This is a genomic window from Rhodococcus sp. 24CO (assembly GCF_050586165.1).
Classification (GTDB): domain Bacteria; phylum Actinomycetota; class Actinomycetes; order Mycobacteriales; family Mycobacteriaceae; genus Rhodococcus_F.
On the sequence record NZ_JAZFNF010000005.1, the window covers coordinates 384087 to 402032 of the forward strand.

15 protein-coding genes are annotated in these 17946 nt (G+C 61.6%); 3 read left to right on the forward strand and 12 right to left on the reverse strand.

Annotated features, from left to right (window positions below; genetic code table 11):
- Positions 1–46 precede the first annotated feature (46 nt).
- The 11 genes from V2B23_RS14695 to V2B23_RS14745 form a co-directional block, all read right to left on the reverse strand.
- Positions 47–1495, reverse strand: coding sequence for an MFS transporter (locus V2B23_RS14695; RefSeq protein WP_430951014.1), 1449 nt, complete (start codon positions 1493–1495; stop codon positions 47–49).
- A 5-nt stretch (positions 1496–1500) separates the two neighbouring features.
- Positions 1501–2349: a mycofactocin-coupled SDR family oxidoreductase gene (locus tag V2B23_RS14700; protein WP_430951015.1), complete on the reverse strand. Its 849-nt coding sequence runs from the start codon at positions 2347–2349 to the stop codon at positions 1501–1503.
- 97 nt (positions 2350–2446) lie between these two features.
- Complete coding sequence (locus tag V2B23_RS14705; protein ID WP_430951016.1) at positions 2447–3640, reverse strand: serine hydrolase domain-containing protein; 1194 nt, start codon at positions 3638–3640, stop codon at positions 2447–2449.
- 121 nt (positions 3641–3761) lie between these two features.
- A complete protein-coding gene (locus V2B23_RS14710) occupies positions 3762–4172 on the reverse strand; it encodes a VOC family protein (RefSeq protein WP_033232525.1) in 411 nt (136 codons plus the stop codon).
- A 154-nt stretch (positions 4173–4326) separates the two neighbouring features.
- Positions 4327–5328, reverse strand: coding sequence for an AraC family transcriptional regulator (locus tag V2B23_RS14715; RefSeq protein WP_430951017.1), 1002 nt, complete (start codon positions 5326–5328; stop codon positions 4327–4329).
- Between the two features lie 72 nt (positions 5329–5400).
- Entirely contained in the window at positions 5401–6570 is a 1170-nt protein-coding gene (locus V2B23_RS14720; protein ID WP_430951018.1) for a lipid-transfer protein, read from the reverse strand.
- Positions 6567–6998, reverse strand: coding sequence for a MaoC family dehydratase (locus V2B23_RS14725; protein ID WP_430951019.1), 432 nt, complete (start codon positions 6996–6998; stop codon positions 6567–6569). Before V2B23_RS14725 ends, V2B23_RS14720 begins: the two co-directional genes overlap by 4 nt.
- Complete coding sequence (locus V2B23_RS14730) at positions 6995–7975, reverse strand: bifunctional MaoC family dehydratase N-terminal/OB-fold nucleic acid binding domain-containing protein (RefSeq protein WP_430951020.1); 981 nt, start codon at positions 7973–7975, stop codon at positions 6995–6997. The genes V2B23_RS14725 and V2B23_RS14730 overlap by 4 nt, the downstream gene beginning before the upstream one ends.
- A 9-nt stretch (positions 7976–7984) precedes the next feature.
- Positions 7985–9136 carry an acyl-CoA dehydrogenase family protein gene (locus V2B23_RS14735; RefSeq protein ID WP_430951021.1) on the reverse strand — a complete coding sequence of 384 codons (1152 nt, stop codon included), beginning with the start codon at positions 9134–9136 and terminating at the stop codon, positions 7985–7987.
- On the reverse strand, positions 9121–10161 hold the full coding sequence (locus tag V2B23_RS14740) for an acyl-CoA dehydrogenase family protein (RefSeq protein WP_430951022.1): 1041 nt from the start codon (positions 10159–10161) through the stop codon (positions 9121–9123). The genes V2B23_RS14735 and V2B23_RS14740 overlap by 16 nt, the downstream gene beginning before the upstream one ends.
- A gap of 73 nt (positions 10162–10234) precedes the next feature.
- On the reverse strand, positions 10235–12382 hold the full coding sequence (locus tag V2B23_RS14745) for an acyl-CoA dehydrogenase (RefSeq protein WP_430951023.1): 2148 nt from the start codon (positions 12380–12382) through the stop codon (positions 10235–10237).
- Between the two features lie 94 nt (positions 12383–12476).
- Between V2B23_RS14745 and kstR the strand changes: the two genes are divergently transcribed.
- Positions 12477–13115 carry a cholesterol catabolism transcriptional regulator KstR gene (kstR, locus tag V2B23_RS14750; protein WP_033232537.1) on the forward strand — a complete coding sequence of 213 codons (639 nt, stop codon included), beginning with the start codon at positions 12477–12479 and terminating at the stop codon, positions 13113–13115.
- 87 nt (positions 13116–13202) lie between these two features.
- Positions 13203–15764, forward strand: a complete 2562-nt coding sequence (gene otsB, locus V2B23_RS14755; RefSeq protein WP_430951024.1) for a trehalose-phosphatase — start codon at positions 13203–13205, stop codon at positions 15762–15764.
- On the opposite strand, the gene V2B23_RS14760 is transcribed toward otsB, so the two are convergent.
- Positions 15749–16837, reverse strand: coding sequence for a LacI family DNA-binding transcriptional regulator (locus V2B23_RS14760; RefSeq protein WP_430951025.1), 1089 nt, complete (start codon positions 16835–16837; stop codon positions 15749–15751). The genes otsB and V2B23_RS14760 overlap by 16 nt on opposite strands.
- 138 nt (positions 16838–16975) lie before the next feature.
- Between V2B23_RS14760 and V2B23_RS14765 the strand changes: the two genes are divergently transcribed.
- Positions 16976–17923, forward strand: a complete 948-nt coding sequence (locus V2B23_RS14765; RefSeq protein WP_430951026.1) for a metal ABC transporter solute-binding protein, Zn/Mn family — start codon at positions 16976–16978, stop codon at positions 17921–17923.
- Positions 17924–17946: the final 23 nt, after the last annotated feature.

Consider the following 17946-nt stretch of genomic DNA (forward strand, 5'->3'; position numbering starts at 1 on the left):
CCCGAGAACCCAGTGTGACGCAGAGCCCCGACAGATTTCTACAGAATTACTCGCGGACAGCGTCTCCGGACTGAACGTTCTCTGCCGAGCGATCCCGCTGAACAGCGCCTTTCCGTTCGACGCGAACCACCAGTGTCACTATTGCCGCTAGGAACGCAGCTCCCGCGCCGATCGAGTAGAGAACCTCGAACGAATGCAGCGTCGGCACAACTGCAGTGCCGATCAACACGGTCGAACCAGCCAATACCGCAGCAGCGACGGCACTTCCGGTCGAAGTACCCACGGAACGGAGCAGGCTGTTGACGCTGTTCGCGGACGCCGTCTGGTCGAGCGGAGCGGATTCGGTGATCAAAGTGGGCATCGCCGCCAAGGCAAATGCGACGCCTGCAGACACAATCGCTGTGCCGAGAATGATGGTGAACAGCGTCGGAGTGAGGAATAGACGCAGGACATAACCGAGAGCGATGACGATGGCCCCGGTCGCCAGTGTTGTCTTGGCTCCCCAGCGGCGAGTGACTTTAGGCGAAACGGTCGCGAGGAGGACCATCAAGAGCCCACCCGGCGACATTGCCAGTCCTGCCGCTGACGCAGACAGCCCCAGTCCGAACCCGGATTCTGCGGGAAGCTGCAACTCCTGCGTAGCAGCCAGTGAACTGATGAACATGGCAAAGCCGAGCAGTAGCGCGCAGATATTCGATACCAGGATCGGGGCGCGAACCGATGTTCGTAAATCCACGAGGGGCGCCGATGTGCTGAGTTCCCATGGAACCCATGAACTCAGCAACACAATTCCCGCCGCAATGAGCACAAGAATGACCGGGCTTCCCCAACCCCATTCCGTGCCCTTGGAGATGGCAAGAAGCAAGCTGGTCATCGCCGCGGTGAAGACTATTGCGCCGAGGAAGTCGAAGCGTCCGCGGCTTTTCACGGCGGATTCCGGTACGACAAATGGCAGTACAACTGCGACAGCAATACCGACGGCACCGGTCACCCAGAAGAGCGAGGACAGGCCCCAATGGGCGGAGAGCACGCCCGCCATCGGCATGCCGACCATTCCCCCGATACCAACGGTCGCGCTCATGAGAGCAACTGCACCACTGAGTTTTTCGGGCGGAAGGGCGTCGCGCATGATGCTGATTCCCACGGGCAACAACGCAGAGGCAAATCCTTGCATCGATCGACCGAGTACAAGAACGAGAAAGCTCTGACTGGTCGCGGCGATCAAGCAACCCACGATCATGACGCCGAGACACAGAAGCATCATGGCCCGCTTGCCGTACATATCGGCAAGCCGGCCGATGAGTGGAGTTGCGACGGCACCGGTCAACAATGTTGATGTCACCAACCACGACGCAGTCGAGTTGGAGACTCCCAATGCCGTCGCAAACTCAGGGAGAAGCGGAACGACCAAAGTCTGTTGCAGTGCGACCACCACACCGCTCAGACTCAGCACTCCGACAACCCACGATGCCCGCACGTGACGGCGGGACGACACTACGGTCAAGCGTTCGAACGAGCAGCGACTCCGGCGTCGACAGGAACAACGATGCCACTCATGTGCGCGCTGGCATCAGCCGCGAGGAACAGAATGACGCGGGTAATCTCGAACGGATCAAGCCACCCGACGGGCTGCGCGTGCAAAGTCGCGAATACCGGTTCGACGTCTGCCATCGCCGGTTCTTCGAGATCCGGACGCATCATGTGATACATCATGTCGTTGTGGATCATCGGCGTCGAAATATTGCCCGGCGCAATCGCATTGACTGTGACGCCGGAATTTGCAAGCTCGAGGGACACGCTCTTGGTCAGCCCGATGACACCCCACTTGGAGGCGCCGTACGCGGCCATCTGTGTGCCACCGGATCGACCCATCATCGAGGAGATGGTGATGATACGGCCGTAACCACGCTGTGCCATTCCGCCGGACACCGCGGCGACGGTGTTGAAAACACCCGTGAGGTTGGAAGAAATGACTTCGTTCCACTGCGCCGACGTCATCGACGTGATCGGGGCGGGAACGGACACACCGGCGTTGGCAACGGCGATGTCAACCTTGCCGAATTCGGCTTCAGCCCGGGCCACGAGGGCGTCCATTGCCTCACGGTCGGCGGTATCTGCCTTGACTGCGATGCAACGACGCCCCGTGGCCTCGACGAGGCGCACTGTTTCGGCGAGATCAGCTTCGGTCGCGAGAGGGTACGCGACGGCGTCGCTGTCCTCGCAGCGATCGCAGATCACGATGTCGGCGCCACGCTCGGCAAACGCAACGGCGTGAGCGCGTCCCTGCCCGCGAGCGGCACCGGTGATCAGTGCCACCTTGCCTTCGAAACTACCCTCGAGGCTGTTCATGCCATCTCCTAGTTCGTTGTACACATTCGCTTACTGCATGAGTACTCCGAACTCCCAGCGTTGCCGCCTCCGATCCCGGACAGCGGGAACTTTGCCGTCAGCGATACACGGCCGACTCGAAATCCAAGTACCCGCCAACCGAACCCGCATCTGCAAACGGCAGGATCTGCGTGGCCCAGAATCCACCGACGCCGCTTTGGCGATCAATCCAGTAGAAGAGATTGGCCAGTCCAGCCCAGGCAAGTGAACCCGCTGGTCGTCCGGTGGGAGCCACCTCCTCGTTTGTCATGAACGAGTACGCCCATCCCTTCGGCACTCCGGGGAAGAACTCGGCGTCGTTGGACAGTGTCGGGATCACGCCAGGCAGAAGTCCGACATGTTGGCCTTCGAGTCCGTTCCTGGTTGCTGCTGCCACCGATTCCTGCGACAGCACCCGCCCCCGGCTGCCGACGCCGTCGTTCAACCACATCCGGATGAACTTCATGTAGTCACCGACCGTGCCGTGCAACCCGTGCCCACCCATGTGTACCTCAGGCTCGGCGGGTAGTTCGAATCCCACGAGCGGAGTGAGCGTTCCGTCGTCGTCCCGCTGATGAATGGTTGCAAGGCGGTCCTTCATCGACGGAGTCATCGAAAATGCGGTGTCCGTCATCTCCAACGGTTCGAAGATCCGCTCTCGCATCACCTCGCCGAGCCGTTGTCCACGAACGGATTCCACGACCTGACCAGCCCAGTCCATATTGGATCCGTACTCCCACTTCTCGCCCGGATCAAACAGCAGCGGAGTGGTGAGCGCAGCTTTGGTGCACGTGATCACGCTGGGCTGACCGTGTTCCTGTGACAGGCGGTTGTACGACTCGTTGAAGAAGTCGTAGCCGAATCCGGCTGTGTGGAGCATCAGCATGCGAGTGGTGATCTCTCGCTTCGGTTCCCGCAAAATCGGCTCACCCTGATCGCCGAATCCGTCAAGAACCTTCAGCTCACCGATTTCCGGAATGTACGTAGCCGCCGGTGCATCGAGATCGAGCAAACCTTCCTCGACGCACTGCAGTACAGCAGTTCCGGTGATCGCCTTGGTTGTCGAAAACAAGGCGAAGACCGAATCCGTGGACATCGGGTTTCCGAAGCCTGCAGCACGCTCGCCTGCGGAACCCTCGTAGACGTTGCCGTCGCGATCGGTGATCATGGCAACCACACCGGGGACACCAGCGGGTCCGCGAACAGCATCCGCCAACAGACCGTCGAAACGCTCCTTCGAAAAAGCCTTTCCTGCAACATCTTCGATCGTCATCACACTCTCCATCCGACTGAAAACTCTTCTGTCAGAGAGAATGTAACGACGATCACATGCCCGGCTCTGCCTCGAGACGGCAGAAGTTCCGTCTGATTTCGGCAGAACCGGACCGGATCGCTCAGCTCTGCGGCGTGCCGATATTTACGACCCAGTTGATTCCGAACTTGTCGACGCAGGCTCCGAACTCGTCGCCCCACATCTGCTTTTCGAGCGGCATCGACACGTTTCCACTGGAAGACAGCTTCTCCCAGTAGCCGCGAAGTACATCACCGTTGTCGCCGCTGAGGCTGACGGTGATGTTGTCACCCGGGTTGTAGGGCATGCCGGGAGGAGTATCCGAGCCCATCACGGTGTATCCCTCGTCGGTTTCGAGCATTGCGTGCATGATCTTGTCCGAGCCGGCGCCCTCTTGGCCGAATTCACCGAAGGTGTTCAGCGCGAGCGTGCCACCGAAAACGCTCTTGTAGAACTCCATCGCTTCACGGGCGTCGCCGTTGAAACTGATGTACGGATTGAGTCGAGATGCCATGATCGAGCTCCTAATGCGAGGTCTGATTGATGTTCCGGGCCCTGCTGTCACTCTTACCGTCAATCCTCGCAGAAGGCTCCGACAAGAAACAACGGATCGACCTAGATCCTCGAAGCGGCAAACGGGGTGTCACGACTTCCCCAAGACCACACGTTCAGGCTCGCGACCTGGTCTGCGACGGCAATTCCCCAAATCGTTTCCGGTATCCGGCGGCAAAAATGCCCAGGTTGACGTACCCCCAGGCGTTGGCGATATCGGAAATGGTTCTTCCGTCCGAAAACAGGAGTTCACTGCGCACTCCGGTAAGCCGACGCTCTCGCAACAACTGACCGGGTGTCGTGTCACGGTATCGGCGAAAGCCTGCGGCGAGCGCCCGAACGCTCACTCCGACCGCAGCCGCGATCTCCGAGGCAGTCGGAACCGAACGAGCGAAAGTGTCTATGTACTCCTCGGCCGCTCGTACATATACCGGCTCCGCAGAATCGATCCCGGCACCGAGTGCGATACCGGCCTGCGCGGCCCACTCCTCGAGCAGTTGCGCGGTGATCAGCTCCTGCACCCGCGCCCCCAACCGTTCGCGCGACAGCGCTTCGGGCGACTCTGCGACTGCCCGCACTACGTAATCCATCAGCGCCAGCCAGCTCGATCCGCGCCCACCGATCGAGCACTTGTGTTGCCACAGACGATCATCCGGCACACGTCCATACCACTGTTGGGCATGATCGGCGACAAGTTGATGCGGCACAGTCAAATTCAACTGCAAGTGATCCTCGTCGAACTCTACGAAATAGTCCGTCCGACTGCAGTCCGCCACAAACGTTTCTCCGACACCGGTATTCACGGACGACCCGCCGCCAAGAGCATGCCGTCCGTTCCCCCGAATCGTCGTCAGAACCAGAATGTTCCCAGCTTCGGGCGAACACTCACCCACAGTAACGGGTATGCCGTAGCAGAAACGGGTGACGTCGATCCGACCGACGGTAGCCGAATACATATCCGACGCCGGACGTAGTCGGCTACCGATCGGCGTGACCGTATACGGCATGTAAATACTGTCGGACCACTGCTTGATACGGTCCCAATCCTGAGAAAAGGCCTGGTGGTGCCGCTGGGTCGGCCGACCCGCCGCGTCGATCAGCAAGGCATTCTCGAACATGTTCCGAGTATCGCATCACAACCGGGCCGGGTCACCTGTCCCGATGGACAATTGCGCAGCAGAGAGCTTTGCCTACCGAGTGAGAACCAGCCCCGACGTCGGCACGCCTGTACCCGCAGTGACCAATACGTTCTCAGCAGCATCGACCTGGTTCACGGAAGTCCCCCGGATCTGACGGACACCTTCGGCTATGCCGTTCATCCCGTGAATGTATGCCTCCCCCAGTTGACCGCCGTGGGTGTTGATCGGAAGTTTCCCGCCGAGTTCGATTGCGCCACCGGCAATGAAGTCTTTGGCTTCTCCCCGACCACAGAAGCCGAGCTCTTCGAGTTGCATAAGCACATAGGGCGTGAAGTGGTCGTAGAGAACCGCTGTCTGCATATCCGCCGGCCGCAGTCCGCTCTGCGACCAGAGTTGATCACCCACCAGCCCCATTTCCGGCAGTCCGGTCAGACCGTCACGGTAATAGCTGGTCATGATGTACTGATCGGCCCCACTGCCCTGAGCTGCGGCCGCGATGACGGCAGGGGTGTTCTTCAGATCCTTGGCCCGCTCGGCTGAGGTGACCACGATGGCAACACCGCCGTCGGATTCCTGACAGCAATCCAGTAGATGCAGAGGTTCGGCGATGAACCGGGAATTCTGGTGGTCCTCGAGCGTGATCGGCTTTCCGTAGAAGAAGGCCTTCGGGTTTGTGGCAGCATGCCTGCGATCGGCAACGGCAACGCGGCCGAAGTCTTCACTCGACGCACCGTAGACGTGCATGTATCGCTGCGCCACCATCGCGACAAATGAAGCGGGAGTTCCCAATCCGTGCGGGTACGAGAAGGCATTGTCCGTTCCCGATGAATTGACCTGTGCCACAAGGCCGGAGTTCACCTGGCCGAACCGGGCACCGGAGCGTTCGTTGAAAGCACGGTAGGCAACAACGACATCCGCGACTCCTGTCGCGACCGCCATGGCAGCCTGCTGGATCGTGGCTGCAGCAGCTCCGCCGCCGTAGTGGATGCGGCTGAAGAACTTCAGGTTGGGGATTCCTACCGAACGCGCCACGGCTACTTCGGTATTGGTATCCATCGTGAAGGAGGTGAGCCCGTCGACGTCTGCAGGGGTCAGGCCAGCGTCGTCCAATGCCGCCTGAACGGCCTCAGCCGCCAGACGAAGTTCACTTCGACCGGAGTCCTTCGAAAAATCCGTCGCGCCGATACCGACGATTGCGGCTTTCCCCGACAGTGCGCTCATTCGATCTCTCCGGCCGTCGTGGAAGTCAGCGGGGTAAATGTCAGCATGACCTGGGCGGTGATGTGATCACCCAGACTGTTTTTGCCCGCCACGGCAACCGTCACCATCGCCTCGTCGAAGTTGGTGACGGTTCCGCTGAGCGTCAGAGTGTCGTACGCGTACCAGGGCACCCCGAGTCGGAGCTTGATCGAGGTGATGACAGCACGCGGCCCCGCCCAATCGGTGACAAATCGCTGCACCAGCCCGGTGTCGGTGAGGATATTGACAAAGATGTCCTTCGAGCCGCGCTGTTGCGCCAGGTCGCGATCGTGATGCACGTCCTGGAAATCGCGCGTTGCCAAAGCCGTGGACACGACAAACGTCGGGTCGCCGTAGATCGAGAGTGTCGGAAGCTGCTCTCCCACAGTGATGTCCGAAACCGAAGTCATCGAGTCTCCTCCTGCCGCGAAACCGGTATCCAGGCATACAGAGTCCACGGAGTTCCACCAGTCTCTTCATCACCCGGAAAATCGAGATACGTTGCCTCGACAGCCATTCCGATCGAGACGTCGGCAGGTGCGACACCGCGGAGTTCACCGAGCATACGCACACCTTCCGGCAGTTCGACGAGCGCAACCACAAACGGTAGAGAGCGACCGGGCACTGCGGGCGCATGGTGGACGACAAAGCTGAATACGGTTCCCCGCCCGGAGGCCACGAGATAGTCGGTCTGCGCCGACTTGTCCTTCCAGATCGCGGGCACCGGCGGATGCTGCACGCTGCCGTCGGGGCGCAGTTGAATCCGAAGTTCGTGCGCGGCAACTCCGTCCCAGAAGAACTGCGTGTCCAAAGACGGCGTGGGACGCAGCATTCGAGAAGAATCCAGATCCTCGGGCACATCCGATTGAACCGTCTCACCGGCCGGCGGAGCAAACTTCAGGATCCGGAACATCATCTCGGATACCAATTCGTCACCGACGTGCCACAAGCTACGGGTTGTGAAGAACCAGCCCTCACCGAGGCCCGTCTTCTTCGGCCCCACAACATCTTCCAAGACAGACGAAATCGTCACCTCCTCGCCCGGCCGCAAATAGCGGTGATAGCTCTGATCGCAGTTGGTTGCAACGACCGAGGTGTAGCCGGCTTCGTCGAGGATATCCGTCATACGGCCGAGAGGATCGTCGGATTCGCGTACAGCGCCGAGTCCCCGCATCGTCCACACCTGCGCCATGGCCGGCGGAGCGACCAGGCCGCCGTGCCCGGCGGCGATTGCTGCGGATTCATCGACATAGATCGGGTTCTCGTCACCGATCGCTTCGACCCAGTTGCGGACCATCGGCACGTTCACGGGATCTCGACCGGCGCGCGGCGCGCTCGGTCCGGCCGCACGAACCTGCTCTGCAGCAGTAAGAATGGGATCTGACACAGTCAATTCCTATCTCGGAACTCTTGGCAGCTTCAGGCCGGCAGTCGCGATCAATTCACGCATCACCTCGTTGACCCCGCCGCCGAACGTAATCACCAGATTGCGCTTGACCTGCATGTCCAACCACTCCATGAGATCAGCGGTCTCCGGATCGAGAGGGTTGCCGTATCGACCGACAATTTCCTCGGCCAGTCGACCGACTCGCTGAATGCGCTCGGTGGCAAAAACTTTGGTTGCGGAAGCATCGGCAACATCAACCGAGTCCGAATCACTCGACGCCACCTGCCAATTGAGGAGTTCGTTCAGTCGATAGGTTGCGTGGATCTCCCCCAGCGTGCGTCGCACGTCGGCGTGGTCAAGGAGATTCTCCCGGCGAGCCCAGTCGAAGACATGGTCGTAGATGCCACCGACACGGCCCGCTGGTCCGAGCATGACCCGCTCGTGATTGAGCTGGGTGGTAATGAGGCGCCAGCCCTGATTCTCCTCGCCCACAAGCATGTTCACCGGAACGCGGACGTCCTCGTAGTAGGTGGCGTTGACATGATGGGCGCCGTCGCAGGTGATGATGGGCGTCCAGGTGTACCCAGAATCCTTTGTGTCCATGATCAGGATCGAGATCCCCCGGTGCCGCGAGTCTGCTGCTCCTGTTCGCACAGCCAGCCACACGTAGTCCGCATCATGTCCACCGGTGGTGAAGATTTTCTGGCCGTTGACTATGTACTCGTCACCCGCGCGAACAGCACCGGTACGCAAAGCCGCGAGGTCGGTTCCGGCCTCAGGTTCGGTGTATCCAATGGCAAAATGCACTTCGCCGGCCAAGATGGCGGGAAGAAACTTCTGCTTCTGCTCCTCGCTACCGTACTTCTGCAACGTCGGGCCGACCGTCTGCAGCGTGACCGACGGCAGTGGAACATCGGCTCGCACAGCCTCGTTGACAAAGATCTGCTGCTCCACCTCACCGAAGCCTCGCCCGCCGTATTCGACCGGCCAGCCGACACCGAGCCACCCGTCTTTGCCCATTCGGCGGATCACGTCACGGTAGGTCGGTCCGTGCCGTTCGGTACGCATGATCTTGGCCTCGTCGGGCGAGATCAGATTCGAGAAGTAACGACGAAGTTCAGCCTGCAACGCGCGCTGACTGTCGGTCAGATCGATGAACACCGGGCCCCCACGAGGTCGAGTCGATGCGAAGCGCCACCGAGCAGGCGCGCCAAGTCTTTTGCTGCCCCGTAATAGCGATGAAGCGGATAGGTGACATCCACTCCCAAACCGCCGTGCAGATGATGGAGAACCTGCATGGTCGCAGGAATCTCCTGAGCTATCCAGTACGCCATCACATCCAGATCGGACTGCGCATCAAGGCCTTCCGACACGCGCCACGATGCCGACAGCGACACAACATGCAGTGTCCGGGAAGTGACGTAGGCGTCGGCGATCTGTTGCGCGACGGCCTGGAAGGTCGCGAGCGGCTTACCGAATTGCTCGCGCGATCCGATGTGGGTAGCAGTGAGATCCACGGCTCCGGAAACCAATCCGTCGACCACAGCTCCGATGCTCGCCAAAGCAATGCGATAGAGCGTGTGCACGGCTTCCGTGCCGGCGCCGAGCAGCTCGCCCGAAGCGTTGTCGAGAACGATCGCAAACTCGGGGCTGCCGGACGAACTCGGCGTCGGTGTGAGCGTCACACCGGTTGAGTTCGGGTCGATCAACACAACACCGACGTCTGTCGGGACCAATACGCGGTGCGCACTCGCAGCGAAGGGGACCGCGAGCGCGGTCCCGTCAACGCGGTAACGATCACCGGTCTTCCTTGCCGTAACAGCTGGCTGCTCGGGAAACTGGCGGCCCGGCTCAGCCAAGGCAGCCGTGAACACCCGTCCCGCGGCAACACCGGCCAGAAGTTCATCCTGCTGGGCGTCGCTGCCGAGCGCCACTATGGGTAGCACCCCGAATCCGAGTGTGGCCAGCGCCGGAATCGGCGCCGCCGCCCGGCCGACTTCGGTGAGCAAGGCGCCCACGTCGGTGACGGACAGACCCTCCCCTCCGAGTCGCTCCGGTAGCGCCAAAGTGAGCAGATCCGCCTCGGCGAAGGCCGCCCACAAGGCATCCGGCGCAAGTTCGCGGGCCAGGAGTGCGGTAGCCACCTCGGCTACCGCATCCTGGGTTTCATCTCTGGTGAAGTCCACGCTGGCAAATTCCCGTCGTCGATATAGAACGTGTTCTAGTTGTATCACCAACGGGAGCAAATTTGTAGACCTGTTATTCGCGCGGTAGCCCCAGAATTCGCTCGGCCGCGACAGTCAGCAAGATCTGCGTCGTACCACCGGCGATGGACAGACAACGCGTGTTGAGGAACTCCCGCGACAACGGCCCCTCGACCCAACCATCAGGACCGCCCAACTCCATCGCAAATTCCGCGACGGTCTGGCGCTGACGAACACCGACCAGTTTGCGGACGCTCGACGCCGGTCCTGGATCCTGGCCATCCAACTGCCGCAATGTGGTTCGTAACTCCAAGAGTGATCCCACCATCGCGGTGCCGATCAAACCACCGAACTTGTCAGCCACCACAGGATCGGGACTTCCTGCCAGCGCAAGCAATTCCTCCATCGCACCGCCAAGTGACGAACCACCGCTCATCGCAACCCGCTCGTTGGCGAGTGTGGTTCGGGCCAGTTTCCAACCACCACCGAGCTCTCCGACGACGCAGTCGTCCGGCACGAACACGTCGTCGAGGAACACCTCGTTGAACAGCGAATCGCCTGTGATCTCCCGCAGCGGCGAAATCCTGATCCCCGGCGTTCTCATATCGAGCAGGAAGTACGTGATGCCCTTGTGCTTGGGTACACCACGATCGGTGCGCGCCAAACAGATCGCCCAGTCAGCCTCACGTGCAAGCGAAGTCCACACCTTCTGCCCGTTGAGCTTCCATCCACCGTCTACCTTCTCGGCAGTGGTGCGCAGCGCGGCGAGGTCGGACCCAGCTCCTGGCTCACTGAACAACTGGCACCACGTGATATCCCCCTTCAAGGTGGGGACGGCAAACCGTTCGATCTGTTCGACAGAGCCGTGCTCGAGAATGGTTGGCACGGCCCACCATCCGATTACCAGATCGGGCCGGCCGACGCCTGCCGCAGCCAACTCTTCCTCGATCAGAATCTGCTGAGCCGCCTTGGCCCCTTTGCCGTACGGCACCGGCCAATGAGGTGCGAGGTAACCCGATTCGGCCAGGGCAGTGCGCTGCTCGGACTCCGGCAGAGCGACGAGTTGTGCTACTTCACTGCGAATTTCGGCGCGATCCGACTCCAACGCACTGAGATCGATCTGCAGATGTCGGCGTGATCCCGCGAGCGTCAACTCAGCCACCCTGGCGCGCCAACGAGACGAGCCTCCCATCATCTGGCGCAGCGACACGGCGCGACGAAGGTAGAAATGCGCCTCGTGCTCCCAGGTGAACCCGATGCCGCCAAGTACCTGGATGCAGTCCTTGGCCGTGTCGACTGCCGCATCCAGGGACACCGCGGCGGCTACTGCTGCGGCGATCGGAAGTTCGTCACCCGACTCCGCCGCCACAGCAGCATCCCAGGCGGCTGCACCGACGTTTTCAACCCGGCACAGCATTTCGGCGCACAGATGCTTGATCGCTTGAAAGGAACCGATCGGTTTGCCGAACTGCTCACGAATCTTTGCGTACTGCACCGCAGTCCGCAGGCTCCACGCGGCAATTCCGGCCGCCTCCGCCGACGCGAGTGTTGCAGCAAGATCAGCCACCGATTCCGTCGCTATGTCGCCGATGATCCGATCCGCATCCACGACCACACGATCGAAGGAGACCTTCGCCAACGGGCGGGACTTGTCGATCGTGTCGAGCGCGTCATACGTGAGCCCACTCGCTTCGCCGTCGACGAGCGCCCACACAACACCATTGCCACTGTCCGCGGAAACCAGTACCGACACTCCGGTATCTCCGCCCCACGCAAAACCTCCGTCACCGTGAAGTTCGAGCCCTCCGGATTCGGTTGCCGTTGCGGCAACTGGTCTTTCGTCCAATACGACAGCGCAGGGAATTGCACCGTCCGCAAGCGGCTCGGACCAGCGCTTTGCCGCGGGAGTTGCACTGCGGCCGACCACCAACGCGGCCAGCGCCGTAGTGAGAACAGGACCAGGCACAAGTTCAATAGCGGCCTGCTCGAGCATCGCTGCCAGATCTACGATCTCAGCTCCGGAGCCGCCCACCGACTCGGGCACAGCAACCGAAAAGAGCCCCAAAGAGGCAAAATCCGACCAACCCTGGCGCCACGAATTCGCTGGTCCTCGGCGTACCATGTCCATCGGCGCTGCCGATCGCGCCCACGCCTCGATCGACTCCTGGACTGCCCGTTGTTCATCGGTCGTGGCGATAGTCACAACTGGTTCCCACCTCTCCATTAGTGACACAATTGTTTAGAACGTGTTCTAATATGACACCTGGCCATGAGTCAAGGCGCGAAGGAAATTGTCGATGACTGCAACATCCCGATCCCGCTCCACCGCCGTCGCATCCGCGACGCTCGGAGAGGACGATCTCAGCTCCAACGCGCAACGCGAGCGTCGCAAGCGGATTCTCGATGCCACATTGACATTGGCATCCAAGGGCGGATACGAAGCCGTTCAGATGCGCGCGGTGGCCGAGCGCGCGGACGTTGCCGTCGGAACGCTCTACCGATATTTTCCGTCGAAGGTGCACCTCCTGGTTTCCGCTCTAGCGCGTGAGTTCGAGAAGATCGACTCCAGAGGCAAGATTCCGCCCGGAACGAGCCCGCTCGAGCGCATGCAGCTGATCCTGAGTTTGATCACCCGCGCAATGCAACGCGATCCACTGCTCACCGAAGCAATGACCCGCGCCTTCATGTTCGCCGACGCGTCCGCTGCTGCCGAGGTCGATCACGTCGGCCAACTGATGGACCGATTGTTTGCACGCGCGATGACCGAAGAAGAACCGAACGACGAACAGTTGGCTATCGCCCGCGTCATTTCCGATGTGTGGCTGTCCAATCTCGTGGCTTGGCTCACACGCCGATCATCGGCCACCGACGTCGCCAATCGACTCGAATTGACCGTTGAGCTGTTGCTCGGCGACGGATCCCGCAGACCCGCATAGGGATAATCCGGATCGACAATTGGTTCTGGGCACCCATTGAGCTGACGTACCGAGCCAGGACGCTCGCAATCACCTAGATTTGAAGAGGTGAGCGCACAGGATCTCCCCATCGAACTCCGTCGAGCCCTCTCAGCCGTGGCCCAGACTCCACGGTTGCTGGTTGCCTCCGATTACGACGGGACCATGGCACCCATCGTCGCGGATCCGGCGAAGGCCTATCCGCGCGCGGAATCGGTCCGAGCCCTTCGCTCGCTCGCCAGCCTGGCTTCCACGACAGCGGCCGTCATCTCGGGACGTGCGCTCAAAGACCTCGCCGCGCTCTCCCGACTCCCAGCCGAAGTACAGCTGGTCGGTAGTCACGGCTCCGAATTCGACATCGGATTTGTTCACGCCATCGATGCCGACGCCAAGAAGCTGCTCGGCGAGATCACCTCTGAACTGACCCGTATCGCGTCCCGCACTGCCGGCGCAACCGTCGAGAAGAAACCTGCCAGCATCGCTCTACACGTTCGAAACTCCCCCGAAGACGACGCCGAGAAGGCCTTGATCGCGGTGCGGACAGAATCCGCGCTGTGGCCGGGAGTGCAGGTCACGGAAGGCAAGTCCGTCGTAGAGCTGGCTGTCATCGCCACCGACAAGGGTCAGGCGCTCGATCTCATCCGGCACCAGGACGGCGCAACCGCCGCAGTGTTCATCGGCGACGACGTCACCGATGAAAAGGCCTTCGCCAGACTGTCCGGCCCCGACATCGGCGTCAAGGTCGGCCCAGGCGACACCATGGCAGCGTTCCGCGTCGACAGCACCGAGGATGTCGCGGCCGCGTTGGCGTTTCTGCTCGAAGAGCGTCGTACGTGGCTTTCGGGTGCCGACGCGCCGCCCATCGAGCGACTGTCCATGCTTGCCAGCCCCCGCACGGTTGCCCTCGTGACGCCCGACGCCACCCTGACGTGGTTGTGTCACCCCGAACCCGACTCCGCAGCGGTCTTCGCCCACCTGCTCGGTGGGACCGCCGCCGGGCATTTCAGCGTCGGGCCACGGCGGACTGCGCTGCCGCTGAGCCAGAAGTACCTCGACGGCACCATGACCGTTCAAACTCGGTGGGCCAGCCTGTCTGTCACCGACTACCTCCCGCACGACGTGCAACAGGGCCGAACCGACTTCACCCGCATCATCTCCGGTAGAGCCGATGCCGTGGTCTCGTTTGCACCGCGTCCGGAGTTCGGCCAAGCGCAAGTCACCCTCGAGATCGTGGAGGACGGCATCCGCGTCCTGGGCACCAACGAGCCGTACGTGCTGCGATCCCCCGGCGTGCAGTGGAACATCGCCACCGACGGCAACCAGCAGACCGCCCATGCAATCGTCACGCCGTCAGCCGGCGATATCGTTCTCGAACTACGCTGCGGCACAACAGATATGGACCCTTCACCGGCGCCCGAAGCAGATCGTCGCGCCAGGTCGGAAAGTTACTGGTCCGATTGGGCCAAAACTCTCGATCTGCCGAAACTCAAGCCGGACTTGATGAAACGCTCCGCCCTCACGCTGCGCGGACTCGTTCACGCCGACTCCGGTTCCATCATGGCCGCGGCAACCACGTCGCTGCCCGAAGAAATCGGCGGCGTCCGAAACTGGGACTACCGTTACTGCTGGTTGCGCGACGCCGCACTCACCGCAACAGCTCTCGTGAGTGTCGGGTCCACCCACGAGGCCGAGGAGTACCTCGACTGGGTCCACCGCGTCCTCGAAACACTGCCGGGCCCCGAGCGTCTACACCCGCTGTACACGCTGAACGGCACGTCACTGCCACCTGAGGCCGTCATCGATTCCCTGCCCGGGTACGCCGGCTCCCGTCCGGTGCGAGTTGGTAACGCTGCCAATCAGCAAGTCCAACTCGACGTCTTCGGCCCGATCGTCGAACTGATCGTCCACCTCGCCGATGCCCGCGAAAAGGCCGGGGCTGCCCAGCCTTTGAGTGATCGCGACTGGGAACTGGTGGGCGCCATGGTCGAAGCCGTTCAACGACGGTGGTTCGAACCTGATCACGGCATCTGGGAGATCCGCGACAACCCTCGCCATCACGTCTACTCCAAGGTGATGGGGTGGGTGACCGTCGACCGCGCGGTGAAACTGGCCGACCGCTTCGGCCGGACGGCACTACCCGAGTGGGCCGAATTGCGCGATCAGATTGCCGACGAGGTGCGCCACAAGGGATGGAAGGACGACGTCCAGTCGTACACCGCCGCATACGACGGTGTAGATCTCGACGCCGCGACCCTGCATATTGGACTGTCCGGGCTGATCGATCCGGAGGACCCGCGATTTGCCGCGACGGTAGTTGCTACCGAAGCCGAATTGCGTAGCGGCTCAACGGTGTACCGCTATCACCACGACGACGGCCTACCCGGCCTCGAAGGTGGGTTCCACCTCTGCGCAGCATGGTTGGTCGAGGCGTACCTGCTGACCGGACAACGCTTACAAGCAGAGGCACTGTTCGACCAACTGGTCGACGCAGCAGGTCCTACCGGCCTACTCGCGGAAGAGTACGACCCTGTCGCAGAACGGTCACTCGGCAACCACCCCCAGGCCTACAGCCATCTCGGTCTGCTGCGCTGCGCTCAGCTCTTGGACTTACCCGCTCAGATCTTGGCCTGACCCGACGTACGGCCGACCAGTAGTTCGGTCTCGAGCATCTCGATGATCGGCACACCGGAACCGGACGGTGACATCAGCAGTGCACCCGCGCGCCGGCCCTTCTCCTCCTGAGGCTGGCGCACGGTGGTCAGCGATTCACGAAGAGCCTCGCTCACACCGTCGAATCCGGTGATCGACAATTGGCCCGGCACGTCGATGCCCTGCCAGCGCGCCCAGTCCAAAGCGCCGAGGGCAAGGACGTCGGTGGTGCACATCAGTGCCGTGATCTTCGGATTGGTCGCGAGCGCCTCCGCTGCCGCGGAGTGCCCGGACTGCGTGGTGTGGACGTACCGCTCGATCACAGTCAGAGATAGCGGATCCATCTGCGCCGTCGACATCGCGTCGCGCACTCCCTCGATCCGCTCACGCTGAACGTGGAAATGCGGCGACTTCAGGCGTTCCTGACTGACAACACCATCCATCCGGTCGCGCCCCAGCCGCATGCACAGCACACCGATCTCGGTATGGCCCAGACCGATGAGGTAATCGGCAACCTTGCGCATGGCAGCGCGGTCATCGATACCCACCAGAGACGCTCCGGGAATCTCGCGCGGCTGATCGCACACCACGATGGGGATGTGACGTTCGAGCACGGCGGCAAGATACGGGTCGTCGTCGGCAACCGAGTAGACGACAAAACCGTCGACTCCTGCCTGCTGTACGACCGCGGCGGCATCCACGTCGTCTCGCCCCGGTCCGGCAGGAATCAGGAGCAACCCCTGCCCTGCTTCCTCGCAGGATTCAGAGAGGCCCGCCAGGAAGCTCATGGCGGCCGGGTCACGGAAGCTGTAACTGAGCGCTTCGGTGAGGAGAAGTCCCACGGCACCGGCTTTGCGAGTGCGTAGTGAACGGGCGACCGGATCAGGTCCGGGATATCCGCGTCGCTTGGCCGCCTGGAGCACTCGATCCCGGAGCTCGACGGAGAGCTGATCGGGTCGGTTGTACGCGTTCGAGACTGTTGTTCTCGACACATTGAGCTCGGCGGCGAGCGACGCCAAAGTGGCTTGACGGCGTGGCTGACGGGACCGGGGCATAGACGGACGTTATCGGTACCCGTCAAAGTCGGCACGACGGGGCTGAACCGAACATGACCTACCAGCGATTATGCGCTAATGTGTAACGGTAACGGTTTCCAATAGCATTTAGCCCACCCTTCGTTCAGGAGAAAATTCGTGCGCTCGTCGTCCAAAATCCGCATCGCCGCCCTCGCCACCATCTCGGTCGCAGCGGCCATGGCACTGACGGCCTGCGGCTCCGAAAAAACCGGGGACGAAGGCATCTCCGTCGTAGCCTCCACAAACGTGTGGGGCAATGTAGCCCAGGCCGTGGCAGGCGACGCCCTCACCGTCACCTCCATCATCGACGAGCCGTCCGCAGATCCGCATTCCTTCGAAGCCACCCCGGCTCAGGCTGCCAAGATCACCGATGCCTCCCTCGTCGTCTACAACGGCGGCGGCTACGACCAATTTGTCACCGACATCCTCGACGCCGGCAAGGGCGACCAGAAAACCGTCAACGCCTACAACCTGCTCGACGGTGGAATCCACGCAGGCGAGACCGCCGGAGAATCGCACGACGGTCACACGCACGGCGCCGTCAACGAGCACGTCTGGTTCGACATCCCCACCGTCGACGCAGTGGCCCACTCCGTCGCCGACCAACTCAGTGCACTCGACCCCGACAATGCGTCGACGTACGAGGCAAACGCACAGGCATACAGCCAGAAACTGGCCGGCATCACCGCCGTCACCGATTCGATTACCGCTGCCCACGGCGGCGAGTCGGTCGCGCAGACCGAACCCATCGCGCACTACCTGTTGGTTGCCGCCGAGCTGAAGGACGCAACCCCTGAGGAATTCACCAGCGCGATCGAAGACGGCAACGATCCGTCACCGGCCGCGATCGCCGCAACGCGCCAATTGCTGTCGGACAAGGCTGCAAGGGCCCTCGTCTACAACACTCAGACGCAGGACAAAGTGACGCAGGACATGCGCTCCACCGCCGAGAAAGCAGGCGTGCCTGTCGTCGAGGTTACGGAGACTCTCCCCGAAGGCCTGGACTACATTCAGTGGCAGACGCAGACCGCGGAGTCGCTAGCCAACGCCCTCTCTGCCCAGTAATTTTTTTGCCCACTCAATTCCGA

Excerpts from the sequence above, each read along its gene's own strand:
- V2B23_RS14700 (WP_430951015.1), bottom strand. The coding sequence starts at position 2,349 with ATGAACAGCCTCGAGGGTAGTTTCGAAGGCAAGGTGGCACTGATCACC.
- V2B23_RS14705 (WP_430951016.1), bottom strand. The coding sequence starts at position 3,640 with ATGACGATCGAAGATGTTGCAGGAAAGGCTTTTTCGAAGGAGCGTTTC.
- V2B23_RS14710 (WP_033232525.1), bottom strand. The coding sequence starts at position 4,172 with ATGGCATCTCGACTCAATCCGTACATCAGTTTCAACGGCGACGCCCGT.
- V2B23_RS14715 (WP_430951017.1), bottom strand. The coding sequence starts at position 5,328 with ATGTTCGAGAATGCCTTGCTGATCGACGCGGCGGGTCGGCCGACCCAG.
- V2B23_RS14720 (WP_430951018.1), bottom strand. The coding sequence starts at position 6,570 with ATGAGCGCACTGTCGGGGAAAGCCGCAATCGTCGGTATCGGCGCGACG.
- V2B23_RS14725 (WP_430951019.1), bottom strand. The coding sequence starts at position 6,998 with ATGACTTCGGTTTCGGACATCACTGTGGGAGAGCAGCTTCCGACACTC.
- kstR (WP_033232537.1), top strand. The coding sequence starts at position 12,477 with ATGACTGCAACATCCCGATCCCGCTCCACCGCCGTCGCATCCGCGACG.
- V2B23_RS14760 (WP_430951025.1), bottom strand. The coding sequence starts at position 16,837 with ATGCCCCGGTCCCGTCAGCCACGCCGTCAAGCCACTTTGGCGTCGCTC.